20 protein-coding genes and 3 pseudogenes are annotated in these 15,660 nt (G+C 61.0%); 7 read left to right on the forward strand and 16 right to left on the reverse strand.

From position 1 onward, the window contains the following. Positions 1–5: 5 nt before the first annotated feature. Positions 6–623: a uracil-DNA glycosylase family protein gene (locus NKJ12_RS16400; protein ID WP_352703902.1), complete on the forward strand. Its 618-nt coding sequence runs from the start codon at positions 6–8 to the stop codon at positions 621–623. Between the two features lie 196 nt (positions 624–819). Then, a complete protein-coding gene (locus NKJ12_RS16405; RefSeq protein WP_006333679.1) occupies positions 820–1,311 on the forward strand; it encodes an Lrp/AsnC family transcriptional regulator in 492 nt (163 codons plus the stop codon). A 10-nt stretch (positions 1,312–1,321) separates the two neighbouring features. Here NKJ12_RS16405 and NKJ12_RS16410 read toward each other — a convergent pair whose 3' ends face one another. The 12 genes and pseudogenes from NKJ12_RS16410 to NKJ12_RS16465 all read right to left on the reverse strand — a co-directional run bounded on the left by NKJ12_RS16410 (position 1,322) and on the right by NKJ12_RS16465 (position 9,757). Next, positions 1,322–1,894, reverse strand: a complete 573-nt coding sequence (locus tag NKJ12_RS16410) for a DUF3299 domain-containing protein (protein WP_352645704.1) — start codon at positions 1,892–1,894, stop codon at positions 1,322–1,324. A 68-nt stretch (positions 1,895–1,962) separates the two neighbouring features. Further along, a complete protein-coding gene (locus NKJ12_RS16415; RefSeq protein WP_352703905.1) occupies positions 1,963–2,544 on the reverse strand; it encodes a GNAT family N-acetyltransferase in 582 nt (193 codons plus the stop codon). Next, a complete protein-coding gene (locus NKJ12_RS16420; protein WP_352703907.1) occupies positions 2,504–3,124 on the reverse strand; it encodes a DNA alkylation repair protein in 621 nt (206 codons plus the stop codon). The genes NKJ12_RS16415 and NKJ12_RS16420 overlap by 41 nt, the downstream gene beginning before the upstream one ends. Positions 3,125–3,217: 93 nt before the next feature. Then, positions 3,218–4,093 (reverse strand): annotated as a pseudogene (locus NKJ12_RS16425) (NAD(P)-dependent oxidoreductase); the annotation flags it as partial. Positions 4,094–4,151: 58 nt separating this feature from the next. Beyond that, entirely contained in the window at positions 4,152–4,979 is an 828-nt protein-coding gene (locus NKJ12_RS16430; RefSeq protein ID WP_254817257.1) for an ABC transporter permease, read from the reverse strand. Then, a complete protein-coding gene (locus tag NKJ12_RS16435; RefSeq protein ID WP_254817256.1) occupies positions 4,976–5,689 on the reverse strand; it encodes an ABC transporter permease in 714 nt (237 codons plus the stop codon). The genes NKJ12_RS16430 and NKJ12_RS16435 overlap by 4 nt, the downstream gene beginning before the upstream one ends. A gap of 118 nt (positions 5,690–5,807) precedes the next feature. Beyond that, positions 5,808–6,590, reverse strand: a complete 783-nt coding sequence (locus tag NKJ12_RS16440; protein WP_352703909.1) for an ABC transporter substrate-binding protein — start codon at positions 6,588–6,590, stop codon at positions 5,808–5,810. A 212-nt stretch (positions 6,591–6,802) separates the two neighbouring features. Next, the gene (gene mobB, locus NKJ12_RS16445) at positions 6,803–7,312 is read right to left on the reverse strand and encodes a molybdopterin-guanine dinucleotide biosynthesis protein B (RefSeq protein WP_352689347.1); all 510 of its coding nucleotides are present in this window, start codon (positions 7,310–7,312) and stop codon (positions 6,803–6,805) included. After that, positions 7,309–7,938 (reverse strand): molybdenum cofactor guanylyltransferase MobA, encoded by a 630-nt coding sequence (gene mobA, locus NKJ12_RS16450; RefSeq protein WP_352689345.1) that lies wholly within the window; start codon positions 7,936–7,938, stop codon positions 7,309–7,311. Before mobA ends, mobB begins: the two co-directional genes overlap by 4 nt. Before the next feature lie 65 nt (positions 7,939–8,003). After that, positions 8,004–8,924 carry a DMT family transporter gene (locus tag NKJ12_RS16455; protein ID WP_352689344.1) on the reverse strand — a complete coding sequence of 307 codons (921 nt, stop codon included), beginning with the start codon at positions 8,922–8,924 and terminating at the stop codon, positions 8,004–8,006. A gap of 123 nt (positions 8,925–9,047) precedes the next feature. Further along, positions 9,048–9,400, reverse strand: a pseudogene (locus tag NKJ12_RS16460) (hypothetical protein). A 153-nt stretch (positions 9,401–9,553) separates the two neighbouring features. Beyond that, complete coding sequence (locus NKJ12_RS16465; protein WP_352689341.1) at positions 9,554–9,757, reverse strand: hypothetical protein; 204 nt, start codon at positions 9,755–9,757, stop codon at positions 9,554–9,556. A 16-nt stretch (positions 9,758–9,773) separates the two neighbouring features. Between NKJ12_RS16465 and NKJ12_RS16470 the strand changes: the two genes are divergently transcribed. After that, positions 9,774–10,319, forward strand: coding sequence for a hypothetical protein (locus NKJ12_RS16470; RefSeq protein ID WP_352689340.1), 546 nt, complete (start codon positions 9,774–9,776; stop codon positions 10,317–10,319). Positions 10,320–10,370: 51 nt separating this feature from the next. Here NKJ12_RS16470 and NKJ12_RS16475 read toward each other — a convergent pair whose 3' ends face one another. Then, positions 10,371–10,793, reverse strand: coding sequence for a hypothetical protein (locus tag NKJ12_RS16475; protein ID WP_352689338.1), 423 nt, complete (start codon positions 10,791–10,793; stop codon positions 10,371–10,373). 106 nt (positions 10,794–10,899) lie between these two features. Further along, positions 10,900–11,895, reverse strand: coding sequence for a GTP 3',8-cyclase MoaA (gene moaA, locus NKJ12_RS16480; RefSeq protein ID WP_352703911.1), 996 nt, complete (start codon positions 11,893–11,895; stop codon positions 10,900–10,902). A 198-nt stretch (positions 11,896–12,093) separates the two neighbouring features. On the opposite strand from moaA, the gene NKJ12_RS16485 reads away from it, so the two are divergent. Beyond that, positions 12,094–12,447, forward strand: coding sequence for a gamma-butyrobetaine hydroxylase family protein (locus NKJ12_RS16485; protein WP_023717628.1), 354 nt, complete (start codon positions 12,094–12,096; stop codon positions 12,445–12,447). 17 nt (positions 12,448–12,464) lie between these two features. Here NKJ12_RS16485 and NKJ12_RS16490 read toward each other — a convergent pair whose 3' ends face one another. After that, positions 12,465–12,893 (reverse strand): nuclear transport factor 2 family protein, encoded by a 429-nt coding sequence (locus tag NKJ12_RS16490; RefSeq protein ID WP_352703913.1) that lies wholly within the window; start codon positions 12,891–12,893, stop codon positions 12,465–12,467. A 161-nt stretch (positions 12,894–13,054) separates the two neighbouring features. Here NKJ12_RS16490 and NKJ12_RS16495 point away from each other — a divergent pair, with 161 nt between their 5' ends. Continuing rightward, complete coding sequence (locus NKJ12_RS16495; protein WP_352689333.1) at positions 13,055–13,666, forward strand: pyridoxamine 5'-phosphate oxidase family protein; 612 nt, start codon at positions 13,055–13,057, stop codon at positions 13,664–13,666. A 27-nt stretch (positions 13,667–13,693) separates the two neighbouring features. Here the strand turns inward: NKJ12_RS16495 and NKJ12_RS16500 are convergent, their stop codons facing one another. Then, positions 13,694–14,146: a MarR family winged helix-turn-helix transcriptional regulator gene (locus NKJ12_RS16500; protein WP_352703916.1), complete on the reverse strand. Its 453-nt coding sequence runs from the start codon at positions 14,144–14,146 to the stop codon at positions 13,694–13,696. Positions 14,147–14,193: 47 nt separating this feature from the next. Between NKJ12_RS16500 and NKJ12_RS16505 the strand changes: the two genes are divergently transcribed. Then, positions 14,194–15,102 (forward strand): alpha/beta hydrolase, encoded by a 909-nt coding sequence (locus NKJ12_RS16505; RefSeq protein ID WP_352703918.1) that lies wholly within the window; start codon positions 14,194–14,196, stop codon positions 15,100–15,102. An 86-nt stretch (positions 15,103–15,188) separates the two neighbouring features. Beyond that, positions 15,189–15,509 (forward strand): annotated as a pseudogene (locus NKJ12_RS16510) (SDR family oxidoreductase); the annotation flags it as partial. Positions 15,510–15,660: the final 151 nt, after the last annotated feature.

Here is a 15,660-nt window from a genome sequence, read left to right on the forward strand (position 1 = left end):
CCCAAATGAGCGAACAGTTGGAAGCCCTGGTGGCGAGGGTACGTGCCTGCCGCATCTGCGTCGATAAGCCAGCCGGCAGGCCGTTGCCGCACCAGCCGCGTCCGGTGCTCCGGCCATCGTCGAGCGCCCGCATCCTGATCGCCAGCCAGGCGCCGGGTACCAAGGTCCACATCACAGGGATGCCGTTCACCGATGCCTCCGGCGACCGGCTGCGAAGCTGGCTGGGCGTCGGCAGCGAGGAATTCTATGATACGGACAAGTTTGCCATCGTGCCGATGGGTTTTTGCTTTCCCGGTCAGGACGCCAAGGGCGCCGACCTGCCGCCGCGCCGCGAATGTGCGCCGGCCTGGCGCGCATTGCTGATGGCGCTGATGCCGCAGGTCGATCTGGTACTGACGATCGGCATCTACGCGCAAAGCTGGCATATGGGCGCGGCGCGCCGTCCCTCGCTGACCGAAACAGTCATGGACTGGCGCGCCATCTGGGCAGCGTCGACTGACCCGAAGATCGTGCCGCTGCCGCACCCGTCCTGGCGCAACACCGGCTGGCTGAAGCGCAATCCATGGTTTGAAATGGATTTGCTGCCCTTTCTGAGATCGGAAATCCGCTATCGCCTCGGCTAAGTGTTCAGCAAGAAATCACTCGCTTTTGCGCTATTCAACAGAATTTCTTTCTTGTAATAGGCTTGAGCAAGAGGGAATATGGTAATCTATTCCTCGAAGTGCGTCGCATGACGGGACGCGCGTTAAATTCTTGTTTTCATGCATGTCGTTGTGCCAAAGCCGCGCATTTTGACGATTTGCGTCAGGGGAGCACCCAATGGACCGCCTCGATAGAAAAATTCTCCGCCTCCTGCAGGAGGATGCGACGCTTGCAGTCGCCGACGTCGCCAAGAAGGTCGGCCTGTCGACGACGCCGTGCTGGCGGCGCATCCAAAAGCTCGAAGAAGAGGGGGTCATCAAGCGGCGCGTTGCCATCCTCGATCATGAAAAGGTCAATGTGCGGGTGACGGTGTTCGTCTCGATCCGCACCAATTCGCACAGCCATGAATGGCTGCGGCGCTTTTCGGAGGTCATCCAGGAATTCCCGGAAGTGGTCGAATTCTACCGCATGAGCGGCGACGTCGACTATCTCTTGCGCGTCGTGGTGCCCGATATCGCCGCCTACGACGCCTTCTACAAGCGGCTGATCGCCAAGATCGAGATCCGCGACGTGTCGTCTTCCTTCGCCATGGAGCAGATCAAATACACGACCGAGATGCCGCTGGATTACATGGTGCTCGACAAGGAGTCCGGCGCCAACGCCGCCTGAGATCTTCTGCTTAGTTTTTCTTTTTGTTGAGGAAAGTCCAGGGCGAGTTGACCGGCAGCGTGATCGTGTCCGGCACGGTGCCGACGTCGACCACCTCGGCCTTGCGCACAGCGTAGCCCGACTGGATGACACTTACACCGTCAAGGATAAAAAGCTGACTCTTCTCCATGCCCGGCTGCAAGGCGCCGGTCACCGAAACCGGCTGGTAGGCCTCAGACATCCGGTAGGGTTGGGCAGGCGTAACGAGGACGATCTGGTTGGGCGGCGGCGTCGGCATATGGCTGCAGGCCCCCGTCCAGGGCACCAGCAGGAATTGGTAGACGAGATCACCGTCGCGATCGACCGGCAGTGCATAGCCCGCGAGTTGTACGGTCTTGTCCTGCAAGTTGAGTGACAGCGTTTCGCCATGATCCGGCATTTTGGCCGCGATCATCGGCAGCCCGACGCTTTCGGCGGCTGCCTGGCTCGCCGGGCGCAGATCCTTCCAGAAAATATGCATCGTCCCGGCGCAAGCGTTGCCTGCGACAACAGAGACGAACACTGCGGCTGCAAGCGTCGCGCCTGACTTGAGACGGTTTTTCATTCCTGCTCCACTGCTGGGCCTTGATCTGCGGCCTATGCCAGCAAGTAAAGCTGCCGCTGTCGCCAAGGTCAACGTTCAAGCCGCATGACATGCCGGCGCGAGCCGGTCATGCCGATCTCGCGAAAGCCGCGGGCGACGAACATGTCACGAAAACCCATGAAGCTGTAGCTCGGCGATGCCTGGTCGACCGGATAAGCCTCGATCGTCGTGGCACCTTTGGCAAAGGCGTGATCGATGGCTGCATCAAGCAATGCGCTTGCCAGCCCGCCACCGCGCAACGCTCTCGGCACAAAGAAGCAGACGATCGACCAGATCCCGGCCTCGCGGTCATCCTGCTGCCGTGACAACTTGCGGTAGGTCTGGCGCGGCGCGACCGAGCACCAGCCGACGGTCCGGCCATCGAACTGGGCGACAATGCCGACCGGTGTGCCGGTGTCGATCAGCGCCATCATCGCGCGTTTCTTCTCGTCGTTCTCGACATACTCGCGGCGGTCGAGATTGCGCCAAGCCGTACACCAGCAGTATTTCGGCCCGCCGGGTTGCTCGAACAGGTTTTCGAAATCGGCGCGCGTCAATTGCGTCACCTCCGTGAAGCGCACTTCGCTCAGGTCAAGCTTTTCTGGCGGCGAGCCGTTCGAGCGTCTTGGCATCGGAGAGTTCCTTCACGGCATCCTTGCCGATCCAGCGAGCAGTCCTGTCTGTCGAGGCCGCCAGTTTTAGAGCCACGGCAAGGGCAGGGCCGTGCAAATTCATCGATCGCTTGCCGATCGAACGAAGCGCCCAGTTCACGGCCTTCTTCACAAAATTGCGGCCGTCGGTCGCATGCGCTTCGATGATCGGCAGAAATTCGAGGAAGGTCGCCTCGGGTTCCTTCTTCCGGTGGACCACCGACCAGGCCATCATCGCAAAAGCCGTGCGTCGAACAAATTCCCGTTCGTCGACCGCGAATTCGGCGATCAATTCCTTCCAGCAATCCGTATCGACAAAGAGATCGGAGACCCCGTCGACGATATCCCAGGAGTCGAAAGTCGCCGCCCATCGTCTTGCATCCGCGGCGGAGAACCGCTCCGGATCGGCTGTCACGGAAGCGATGAACTGCGCTTCCATGATGCCTGTCTGCCAAAGCTCAAAGGCACGCTCATGGTTGCGCTTGATTTTCTTGGCAATCTGCCGCTGCACGCCATGCGAGATACCGAGCGCACGTTCGATCTTGATGCCGTAGCGCAGCATGCCAAGTCGATTTTCCTCCGAGGCGATCGAGCGCAGATGAGCGACAATTTCATCGGCGCTGGATTGAGGCGAAAGCTCGGCTACGGCGAAATCCTATTTCTCCAGCCGCGCCAGCAGCGAGGACGTGTCCCAGCGCTTGCCGCCCATCGCCTGCACGTCCTTGTAGAACTGGTCGACGAGTGCCGTCACCGGCAGTTTGGCGCCGTTGCGGTCGGCCTCGGCGAGGCAGATGCCAAGATCCTTGCGCATCCAGTCGACGGCGAAGCCGAAATCATATTTGCCGGCATTCATCGTCTTGTGCCGGTTCTCCATCTGCCAGGAACCGGCCGCACCCTTGGAAATCACCTCTATGACCCTTTCGATGTCGAGCCCAGCCTTCTTGCCGAAATGAATGCCCTCGGCCAAGCCCTGAACGAGGCCGGCGATGCAGATTTGGTTGATCATCTTGGTGAGCTGGCCAGCCCCGGCCGGTCCCATCAATCCGACCATGCGGGCATAAGCGTCTATGACTGGCTTGGCCCTGTCGAAGGCGTCGGGCTCGCCGCCGACCATCACGGTCAGCATGCCGTTCTCGGCGCCTGCCTGACCGCCGGAGACCGGGGCGTCGAGGAACGAAAACCCGAGCGCTTGCGCCTGCTGCGCCAGTTCGCGCGCGACCTCGGCCGATGCCGTGGTGTTGTCGACGAAGATGGCGCCTTTCTTCATGGAATTGAAGGCGCCTCGGGCGCCGGTCGTCACCGAGCGCAGATCGTCGTCATTGCCGACGCAGGAAAAGACAAAATCCTTGCCCTCGGCCGCCTCCGCTGGCGTCTCAGCAAAGCTGCCGCCATGCTGGGCAACCCACTGCTCGGCCTTGGTGCTGGTACGGTTGTAGACGGTGACGTTGTGACCACCCTTGTTCTTGAGATGCCCGGCCATCGGATAGCCCATGACGCCAAGACCGAGAAATGCCACCGAAGCCATGTTTTCGAATCCCTTAGAAGCCTGCTTTGCGGTCTTCTTACCGGATCAGGCAAGGCGATGGGAGTCAGCGGTGCAGATGGATGGTGATGCGCCGTTCGATCCACTCGACGCCGTGGCGCAGTGTTTCAACGATGACCAGATAGATGATCGCCGCCCAGATATACGACTGAAAGTCGAAGGTGCGCGCATAGGTGAGCCGGGTGATGCCCATCAAATCGTAGACCGTGATGATGGCGACGATCGCCGAGCCCTTGATCATCAGGATGATCTCGTTGCCATAGGGGCGCAGCGCCACAATCAACGCCTGCGGCAGGATGATTTTCCACATCGTCTGTAGTTTATGCAGGCCGAGCGAGGCGGCACCTTCCCATTGACCCCGCGGCACGCTCTCGATCGCGCCACGCAAGATCTCGGCCTGGTACGCGGCCGTATTCAGCGAAAAGGCGAAGATCGCGCAGTTGAACGCTTCGCGGAAGAAGCCCCATAGTCCGACCATCTCGAGCTCCGGCCGGAAGGAGCCGACCCCGTAGTAGACCAGGAAGGTCTGCGCCAACAGCGGCGTGCCGCGAAAGAAATAGACATAGGCATAGGCGAACCCCGAAAGGATCGGGTTCTTCGACATGCGTGCATAGGCGATCGGTACCGACAGGATCGCGCCAAGCACAATCGAGATGGCAACCAGCAACAGGGTGATGCCGAGGCCGGATATGTAACCGGGTGCATATTTCTGGAAGAACTCCGGGTTCCACGCAGCGACTAGGTAGACGACCATGCCAATGCCGAGAGCGATCCACAGGCCGACCAGGACATGGCCGAGGATGCGTTGGCGCGACCAGCCGCGTGCGGGCGGCGGCGGCCGGTCGACCTTCAGCGCGTCGGTGGCAAGGCTCATCTCTTGACCTCGCTGCCGCCGACCGCTCGTTCGATCGCGTTGATGCCGAAGGAGGAGACGATCGCCAGCAGGAGATAGATCAGGCCGGCAAAACCGTAAAACAGGAACGCGTGCTTGGTGACGCGAGCGGCAACCCCGCTCTGGCGGAGGATCTCGTTGAGGCCGACGGCCGAGACGAGGGCGGTGTCCTTGAGCAGGATAAGCCAGAGATTGGCAAGTCCGGGCAACGCGATGCGGATCAACTGCGGCAGCACGATCAGCCGCATAGTCTGGCCGCTGGACAGGCCAACCGAATAGCCTCCCTCATATTGCCCTTTTGGAATGGCGCGGAACGCGGATAAAAACACCTCGCTGGAATAAGAGGAAAAAATGAAACACAGCGCGATCATACCGGCGACGAAGCTGTTGACGTCGGCGGACGTTCCGGGGCTCACCAGCCGGACAAAGTACTGCAGGATCAATGGGATGCCGAAGAAGATCAGAAACAGCGTGAGCAGCTCAGGTATTCCGCGAAAAATCGTGGTGTAGATGTTCCCGGCCAGTCTCAGCGACGGCTCTTCCGACTGTTTGGCCAGCGCCACGAAAAAGCCGAGCGTCAGCCCGAAGGGCAGAGTGGCCAGCGCAAGACATACCGTAACAAATACACCCGCAGCGATATCGTCGAGCCAGCCTTCGGGTCCCCAACTGAGAAGCGTCAGTGCGCTCTGCATCCGCCTGCCTGTTCTCCTTTAGGCTCTTTGAGACCCGTACCGCATCACCCCTGGTGCGCGGCAACCTTATAAGAACGGCGGGAATCTCCCGCCGTTCACGTCCTCCTATGTCGGTCGATCAGGACTCGCCGCCATAAACATCATATTTGAAGTATTTGTCGTTGATTTCCTTGTACTTTCCGTTTGCGCGGATGGCGTCGATCGCCGCATTGAACTGGTTGACGAGGTCGGTCTCGCCCTTGCGCACGGCAATGCCGGCGCCCGGACCGTGGATTTCGATAACCGGCTTGATTGTGCCGACCAGCTTGCAGCAGGCGCCGTCCGGCGAATCCAGCCATTGCTGCAGCACGACGACGTCGTCATTGGCGGCATCGAGCCGACCATTGGCCAGATCGAGCTGGTATTCCTGTGCGGTCGGGTACGGCTTGACGGTGCTTTCGGTATAAGTCTTGGTCGAATAGTTGAAATGCGTGGTGGACGCCTGCACGCCGATCGTCTTGCCGGCCAAATCTTCCTTGGTGACACCCTTGATGTCGGTGTCCTTGGGCGCGGCGATCGCCGGCGGCGTATTGTAATATTTGTGGGTGAAGTCGACCTTCTCGGCGCGTTCCGGCGTGATCGACATCGACGCGACGATGGCGTCGAACTTGCCTGCCTGAAGGGCTGGAATGATGCCGTCCCAGTCCTGCGCGACGAAGGTGCACTTCACCTTCATCTCCTCGCACAGCGCCTTGGCGATGTCGATATCAAAGCCCACGAGTTGGCCGTCGGCGGTGAGGTTGTTGAATGGCGGATACGCTCCCTCGGTACCGATCCTCAAGGTTTTTTCCTGGGCCTGGGCAACGCCAAGCGTCAGCAGCGCAGCCGAAGCGGCGAGCGCGATACGCAGTGCAATACGCATAATGGTCCTCTCTGTTGGTCCCGGCCGTCGTTCCCGAACGGCTCTGTGGGCGGTGCTTTTGACCGCCCGCTGGCGCGATACTCCCATTGTTTCCCAAGAAAAAGCAACTGCAAAAACCGTCGCTTGAGGGAAGGTCATGTTCAGAAAACGGTGACGCTGGGTCAAACGCCTAAATGGAGAGAAAGTGGCCGGAACCCCCTGCGGCCGCGATCTCAGCGCGTCAGGCCGGTGGCGCGCTCGATGAAGTCAGCGATCGAATTCGTGTCGTCGAGATCGAAGGCCGGCAGGTCTTCGCCGACAATGTGGAAGTCGGACGCGATAGCGACAATGTGTGGATCGGCTGCAGAGAGCGGTGTCTGGTCCTTGGCCTCGAGCCGTCGCGTCTCGATTTTCTTGTGCGCCTCGCGCTTGTAACCCTCGACCAGCACGATGTCGGAGGGTGCCAGCCGTGACAGGATCGCGTCCAGCGTCGGCTCGTCCTCGCCGCGCAATTCGTGCATCAGCGCCCAGCGCCTGCCCGACACGACCGCGACCTCCATCGCTCCCGCCTGCCGGTGGCGAAAGCTGTCCGCTCCGGGTTTGTCGATGTCGAAATCATGATGGGCGTGTTTTACCGTCGACACTTTCCAGCCGCGCCGGACGAGCTCGGCCACCAGCTTTTCGGTCAATGTCGTCTTGCCGGAGTTCTTCCAGCCGGTGATGCCAAAGATACGTCTTTTCATGGCTCGATGCTCTGCAACAGATGTGCGGCCTGGGCAAGGTCGTCGGGAGTGTTGATGTTGAAGAACGGATCGATCTCGGCTCCGCCGAATTTCAGGATGGGAAATTCCACCTCGACAAAACCGTGCCGGTCGATGAACGCCGCAACGCGCCGGTTGTCTTCCTCGACGAGAAATTGTCGCAAGGCCTGATCTAACCCTAGCGGCCAGAGTGCAAAGGTCGGATGCCGTTTTCCGCCGGAACAGGAGACCGCGATAGAGCCCGGGCGCGCATAGGCTGCCGCGAGCAGCCGCTCGACCATGTCCTTGGGCAGGAAAGGCGTATCGCCGGCAGCCGTGACCAGCGCTTGGCAGGCCGCGTCGGAAGCCCATTCGAGGCCGGTCAGTATCCCGGCAAGCGGTCCGGCATAACCTTTGACGGTATCGGCAAGCACCGGAAGCCCCGTCGCGGCAAATCGTGTCGGATCGCCATTGGCGTTTAGCGCAAGCGGGCCGACCTGCGGGCCAAGGCGCGAAACGACACGGTCGAGCAGGGTGCCGTCGCCAAGCGCAAGCAGGGTCTTGTCGCCGCCACCCATCCGGCTCGATCGGCCGCCGGCCAGAATGATCCCTGCGATATGTCGGCCCATCGTTTGCTGCCTAGACCCAATGACCAAAATCCAGTTTTCAAATCGGACGGTCGTCGACAGTCACCCTATATGCCGTCCGGCGCCATGTCCGGTCCAGTGCTTTCGGCGGCTGTTTTTCGCCGGCCGACGATCCGTTCGCGGTAGAGTGCATAGAGGCCTGAGGCGATGATGATCGTGGCACCGACGATCATCGGCAGATCCGGGACATCGCCGAAGATCGTGAAGCCAAGCAGGATCGACCAGAGCAGGGCGGTGTAGCGGAACGGCGCGATGAAGGAGATATCGCCCACCCGCATCGCCGTGATGATGAAGTGGTAGCCGATGAGCACGAGCACTGCCGCCAGCGCCAGGAACGCCGTGCTTTGTCCTGTCATCGGTGTCCAACCGCCCATCGGTGAAAGCAATGCCGCGCCCAGAAACGTCATGGCAAGGGCGGTGGCGCTCGACACCAGCAATGTCGGAATTGCCTGCGGTATCCGCTTGGTGGCGAGATCGCGCACCGCACAGCATGCCACGCTGGCCAGCGCCAGCAGAGAAAAGACGCTGAACCCTTCGAAGCCCGGCCGCACGATGATCAGCACGCCGGCAAAACCGACGGCAATAGCCAGCCAGCGCCGCCAGCCGACGCCCTCGTTGAACACAAGCGCTGCGCCCATCGTCACTGCCAGCGGCAGCGCCTGCAGCACGGCGGAGACATTGGCGATCGGAAGCTGCGCCAGAGCAACCAGGAACGACACCGTGGCGCCGGCCTCGCTGGCAACGCGCAGCGCAACGGTCGGCTGCAGCATCGAGCCTGGCCGGGCAAGCGCGCCGCGTTGCCACGCAAGCAGGCCAACGAAAAGCGAAGCGAAGGCGCCGCGGATCAGCATGACCTGCGCCATGTTCATCGATTCCGACGAGAATTTCGTGATAGCGTCGTTGACGGTGAAACCAGCCATGGCCACCATCATGAACAACGCGCCGCGCAGGTTTGGCGAAAGAGGCAAGGCAGATTACCGGGTGAGTCCTGCAGCAAGCGTCTATCAGGCACCCGCAAAACAGCAACGTCAAAGGGCTGGGCCACAGCCTTTCTATGGCCCGTAACATCTGTCGCGCAAGAGCGGCAGGGCTTATTTGGGCGTCAGTACCTCGGTGCCGTTGCCTTCCTTGCCGGCAATCGTCCACAGGCCACGCAGCGAGCCGTCGTCCTGCACTCTGTAGACGACAAGACCGACCGCCTTGCCCATGACATAACTGGCGGAGAAGGCATCGTCGTTGCGCATGCAGATGCCGTCCGAGGACGAGCCGCCTGTCAATGGATTGTGCAGGTCGTCTCGCTGGTCAGCGTGATCGTCGCGTCGCCACCATAGGACGACCCATCGAAATTGGTGCCGGCCACGGCATAGGTGCCGCCGATCGACTGGGCCGCCGCGGGCAGGGCCGCGAGGCTGAGCAATGCAAGAGAAAGAATGAGTTTGCGCATATCGTATTCCCCCACTGGGCGAAGAACCGCTCCAGAGCAGAGGCTAGGCCCGAATGGGCTTGCGGTAATCCGGTGACCGTTTGCGGACAAGACCTTTTCTGGTGTGACCCCGAAAGGTGCCCTTTTAAAGGTTCGGTTCGGATGGCAAATCGATCACACTGCCGCTCGAGGAGAATTCTCGACGAGATCAATTTGCTCGGCAAGAGTCGCCAAATTGGTCATTGTAGGCTTCTGATCTTGTCTGGGGAGGTGGTCCATGACGAATGCACGAGGCAATGCGGACAGGCTTGGCACAGGAAGCAGGCGGCACGTTTCGTCGGCTTTCCGGTTCTCTTCTGCACTGGCGGTCATCTTCATGGCGATAGCGTCTGCGTTGGCCGAGAACGGCGCTTCGGCGTCGGCAGTCGAACGGATGTCCACGCCGGGTCACGAAGCGAATGAGCTCGCTCGCCGCATCGGGAAATGGAACGTCGTCAACACGATCTGGCCAACCCCCGGTGCGCAGCCGATCGTGATGACCGGGCTGGTGGCCGAACGTACGATGATCGGCCCCTTCATGCAGGAGGTGATGCGCCCGGCGCCCGGGTCGAAAATCCCGGACTTCCAGCGGATAGCCTATTTGAGCTATGACCGGGTGGAGGGCCGCTGGAAGTATGTCTCCATGGACACCCGTTTCCCGGCAGGGATCATGCCCGCCTGGAGTTTTGGTGGCGAGGAGGACGGCAAGATTTCACTGCTTTTCGAGCCGCTTGGTTTCGTCGGCTTCGGGCCCGAGGTCGAAGGGCGATTCACGGCCTCCGATTTCATCATTTCCAGGGACGGCGACAATCACGAAGTGGCCGAGCAACACTTCCTCCAGGCCAATGGCAGCGGCAGGAAATGGCTCGCCGTGCAGTACGTCTACACGCGTCAGCCTTAATTCATCAGCAAAAAACAATAGGCTGCGAATACGTCGAGACGGGCCGGATGCTCACGGCCCCCTGAGGCTGCCGGCGATGGCACCGACGAGCGGGTCGTATTTCGATTTCAGGGCTGGCGGATAGTCGATCCAGACCGTGCGGATGACACCATCTTTTCCGAACAGGCGGCGTTCGTAGAAGATGTTCCCGCCTTTGATGCCCGACAGCACCGCCCAGTCCTTGCCGGTCTTGCTGTAGGTGATCCTGTAGCCAGGTTCCTTGCTGGCCCTCTCGGCGGAGAGGAAGGCTTTCGGGGTGTCATCATCGATATTGAGGATACCCGAACAGATCAGGCTGGCGCCATCGGCGGTGAGCCATTGCTGTCCATCGCCATTATCCGGCTCAGGCTGGCGAAGAGTGAAGATTTCATCCGGAAAGGTGCAGACGGTACCGAAGCGCTCGTTCGTATAGGTAAATGACGCGGCAACTGCCATGGTCCCCGCCATCACTCCGAAAAACGTCAGGACTGCAAGAAACCGCTGCACGCCTTGCCTCGCGCTGATACCAAGGCGATTGTTCTTGCACGAAATCGGCTAAAAATCAGCCGCCGGTGACGCTCATATGCCGCGACACCGACGGACGGTTGGTGCGGCGATCGATGATGAAGTCATGGCCTTTGGGCTTGCGGTCGATTGCTTCGTCGATGGCATCGGCGACCAGCTCGTTGCCTTCCGACGCGCGCAGTGGCGCGCGCAGGTCTGCGGCATCTTCCTGGCCGAGGCACATGTAAAGGGTGCCGGTACAGGTCAGCCGGACCCGGTTGCAGCTTTCGCAGAAATTATGCGTCATCGGCGTGATGAAGCCCAGCCGCCCGCCGGTCTCGGCGACATGGACGTAGCGGGCCGGGCCACCGGTCTTGTAGGGAATATCGCTCAGCGTGAATTGGCGCTCGAGTGCTGCACGCAGCAGCGACAGCGGCAAATACTGATCGGTGCGGTCGGCATCGATCTCGCCCATCGGCATGGTTTCGATGACCGTCAGATCCATGCCGCGGCCATGCGCCCAGCGTAGCATGTCCGGCAATTCGGCGTCATTGAAGTCCTTCAACGCCACAGCGTTGAGCTTTACCTTCAGCCCGGCCGCCTGCGCGGCGTCGATGCCATCCATGACCTTGTCCAGATTGCCCCAGCGGGTGATCTGTCGAAATTTGTCGGCATCGAGAGTATCGAGCGAGACGTTAATGCGTTTGACGCCGCAGTCGGCGAGCTCGGCGGCAAAGCGGGAAAGCTGCGATCCATTGGTGGTCAGCGTCAGCTCGTCCAGCGCACCGCTCTCGAGATGCCGCGAAAGCTGGCGCACAAGATGCATGATGTTCTTGCGTACCAGCGGCTCGCCGCCGGTGAGGCGGAGCTTGCGCACGCCCTTTTCGATGAAGACCGTGCAGAGCCGGTCGAGCTCTTCCAGCGACAGCAGGTCCTTCTTGGGCAGGAACGTCATGTCCTCGGCCATGCAATAGGTGCAGCGAAAATCGCAGCGGTCCGTAACCGACACGCGCAGGTAGGTGATCGTGCGACCGAAAGGATCGATCATATCCATGCTGTACGCTTCCCGTGGCCGTGAACGGCTTCGTTATATATAGCTATGTGATACGAGCCAACTTGCCATTCAAGATATCAGCTCGCGATCTCCGGTAACATTCCGACGCCGACAGATCATGTCGGAACTTTCGATGCGGCCTTTTCCCTCGACACGAAGCGGCGTAGGGAAGGGCGGTTCTCCGCAGGATCCACCACCATGACAGCGCCGAAGGAACTCAGGGTCTCGAAAGATCGCAAGCTGCTTTCCGTGACCTTTCCGGGACATCAGCCGTTCGAGTTGCCGGCCGAGCTTCTGCGGGTCGCCTCGCCATCGGCCGAGGTGCAGGGCCATTCGCCCGAACAGCGCGTCACCGTTCCCGGCAAGCGCAATGTGGCGATCCTGAAGATCGAGCCGGTCGGCAACTATGCCGTGCGCATCACCTTCGACGATTTCCACGACACCGGTATCTTCACCTGGAACTACCTGCATACGCTGGGTCATGAGAAGGACGCACGCTGGGCCGCCTATCTCGCCGAGCTGGAAGAGAAGGGGCTGAGCCGCGACCGCTGAATGGTTTCGCGGTATGCTCAGCGCAGGATCGCCAGTATCTCGCCGGTGTCATAGTAAAACGGCGTGCCTTCGATCAGTCGGTCATCCTTGAAGCGCAAGACTTCGGCAAACGGCTGTATGATTGTTGCACCAGTGGCTCGCGACGTCAGCGAAAGCATGCAGCTCATGAACACCACGTTATCGTTCTGGGCGGTTTGAAGATCCTCCACCGCCACGTCGCTCCAGATTTCCCGCATCTTGCGGAAAAGAGCGCCAACGCCGTCGAGGCCATTCCAGTCACCGGCATAGGGCAGGGACTGCGGCTCATGCACCACAATCTCGGCATGGAATGCGCTGGCAAGCACATCGAAGCTTTCCGACCCTGATTGCAGGAAACGCATTTCAACATTGAACATGTTTTCAATAAGTTCCATGGCGGTGCGTCGCCGGTCGAGCGGTTTATCCATTTTCGGTCTCCGTATCCGTCGGTGCGATTGTGTAGGTGAAAGCGGTTTGCCCTTCTTCGCGTTGCCTCGACACCCGTTTCCTGATGACCGGCAAGCGGGCACGATGTCGTGAAAACGTCATGCATCTGGAGTAGCGCCGGCAAAGCTTTGGAGACGAAAACATGTCCATGATCACCAGCGTCGAACAGCTCGAAACGCTCTATGGCCTGCCTGGCGAGGCGTCGGTGGTCAAAGAACTCGATCAGCTGATTCCCGAATACGCAGCTATCATCGAGGCTTCGCCGTTCGCCGTGCTCGCAACCTGCGGGCCTGAAGGGCTGGACTGCTCGCCGCGCGGCGATCTCGCCGGCTTCGTCCGCATCCACGATCCGAAAACGGTGATGATGCCAGACCGGCGCGGCAACAACCGTGCCGATTCGCTAAGGAACATCCTTCGCGATCCGCGCGTCGCGCTCCTGTTCCTGGTGCCGGGTTCCGGCACGACGCTGCGCGTCAATGGCCGCGCCCACATCACCACCGATGCCGCGCTCTGCGACTCGTTCGCAGTCGAAGGCAAGCCGGCGCGCTCGGTGACGGTCATCGAGGTCGATGCGGTCTATTTCCAGTGCGCCCGCGCCATCCACCGGTCGGAGTTGTGGAATCCGGCAAGGCATGTCGACCCGAGATCGCTGCCGACTCCCGGCCAAATCCTGGAAATCACCAGCCGCAAGAACATCGACGGCGAGGTCTACGACAAGGAATGGCCGGAGCGCGCGAAAAAATCGATGTGGTGAAGCACTTGTTGGTGGAGCGCTGGGCTGTCAGGCGGTCTTCAAAACCTCGGCAACCCTACGCATCTGTTCGCCGATCATGTCGCATTGCTCCGGCGTCGACTGGCTCATCGCCTTCTCGATCAGCGCCATATGGACCTTCAGCGCCTGCATCAGCAGTGCCTCGCCGGTCTCGGTCAACGTCAGCCGCAGCACGCGCTTGTCCTTCTCGTCGCCCTCGCGGCGCAGCAGGCCACGAGTCTCCAGCTGCGGCAAAAGCATGGTGATGTTGGAGCGACCGACCAGCAGCCGGCGAGCGAGGTCGTGCTGCGACATGCCGGGATGACGGTAGAGGTTCATCAGCACGTCGAGCTGCGCCGGCTTCAGGTCGAGCGGCGCCAGCTTCACCGCCAGGGTGCGTTCCAGCACGTGGCATGCGCGCGCCACTGCCACCCAGTTGCGAAAGCGCGGGTTGTCCCAGGGCAGGCCTTGCTTAATGTTCATGTTTGAACTATTATGTTCATGCTTGAACCAATGAATGGATCGCCACTATGGCATCATTTGGACTGAAGGTCATCCGCGGCACGTTCGGAGTGGCTGAGCATGTGGCACCGCGACTCACCGGGCGCGCTGCATTCGAGCTGTTCTGCCGCACGCCGCATGAGAAGAGCTTGAGTGAAGGCGAGCGCCGCGCAATCGATCGCGCCGCCGATTTCATGACCCAGGCACGACATCACCGGCTAAAGACCAGAACCGGCTGCGTCATGGTGCATGAATTCCGGCCCGAGCCGGGCAGGGCCACTGCCGGCACCGTGCTCGTCATCCATGGTTGGCGTTCGCGCACCGAATACATGCGCACGCTGATCGAAGCCTATCGCGATGCTGGCTATAAGGTCGTCTCGCTCGACCTGCCGGGCCACGGCCAGTCGCAGGGCCGCCGGCTTACCCTGGTCAGTGCGGTCGACGCGGCACGGGTTGCCGGCGAATGGTTCGGGCCGTTTGCCGCGATCGTCGGCCATTCCTTTGGTGGTGCCGTTGCCGCCAATGCAGTTGCCGGTTCAATCAGGAACATCCCGCGATTGGCGGCCGGGCGACTGGTGCTTATCGCTGCGCCGAGCTCCCTGCCGGCAATCTTTGCTGATTTCAGTCGCATGCTGAATGTCGGCTCGCGCTCGCAGGTCGCCATGGCCGACCGGGTCGAGCGTATCGCCGGCCGGCCGTTGCACGAGTTTACCGGTGATCGCCAGCTGGCAAGCACGCTGCTGCCGACGCTGGTGATCCACGCGCCGGACGACCGCGAAGTGTCCGCCGATCATGCAAGGCTCTACGCGCGCGCCGGAGACCATGTGCGGCTGTACTGGGCCGACGGGCTCGGCCACCGCCGCATTCTCGCCGACAAGGGTGTGGTGGAGCGTGCCGTTGGCTTCGTTGCCGGCAGGCTGGAGCCGTTTCTGCAGTGATCTGAATGTCGTTCTTATCTGCCGGGTTCGATCGTCACGCCGCCACCCCGGTGCCGGCCATCGCTATCCAAGCCGCCATTGCCCCGGCCACCGTCGCCAGAAGGGCCGAGCGCGACGCGCCGAGCGCTTATTCGGCCAGCAAGGCTGCCTTGGTTGGCCTGACCAAGGCCTTTGCCCGCGATCTCGGTCCGCGCGGCATCACCGCCAATGTCGTCCATCCGGGGTCGACCGATACCGACATGAATCCGGCAGCCGGCCCGCACGCCGAGCATCAGCGCCAGAAGATGGCGATGCCTCGCTTCGGAACGGCCGACGAGATCGCCGGCATGGTCGCCTGGCTTGCCGGTCCCGAAGGACGCTTCGTGACAGGCGCGGCATTGACCATCGACGGCGGCGCAAACGCGTGAGACTTGGTCACTGGACGGTTGCCGTTCTGGCCGAGGACGGCGACGGATTCGCTTGACCCGTCACGACCTTGTGAAACCGTTCTGCAACAGACGTTCCGAAATTTATGGAAGCTTAACGAAATCAGTATGAATCAGTGTAGTCACGCCTTAC

The organism is Mesorhizobium sp. M0195 (assembly GCF_040322115.1).
Taxonomy (GTDB): domain Bacteria; phylum Pseudomonadota; class Alphaproteobacteria; order Rhizobiales; family Rhizobiaceae; genus Mesorhizobium.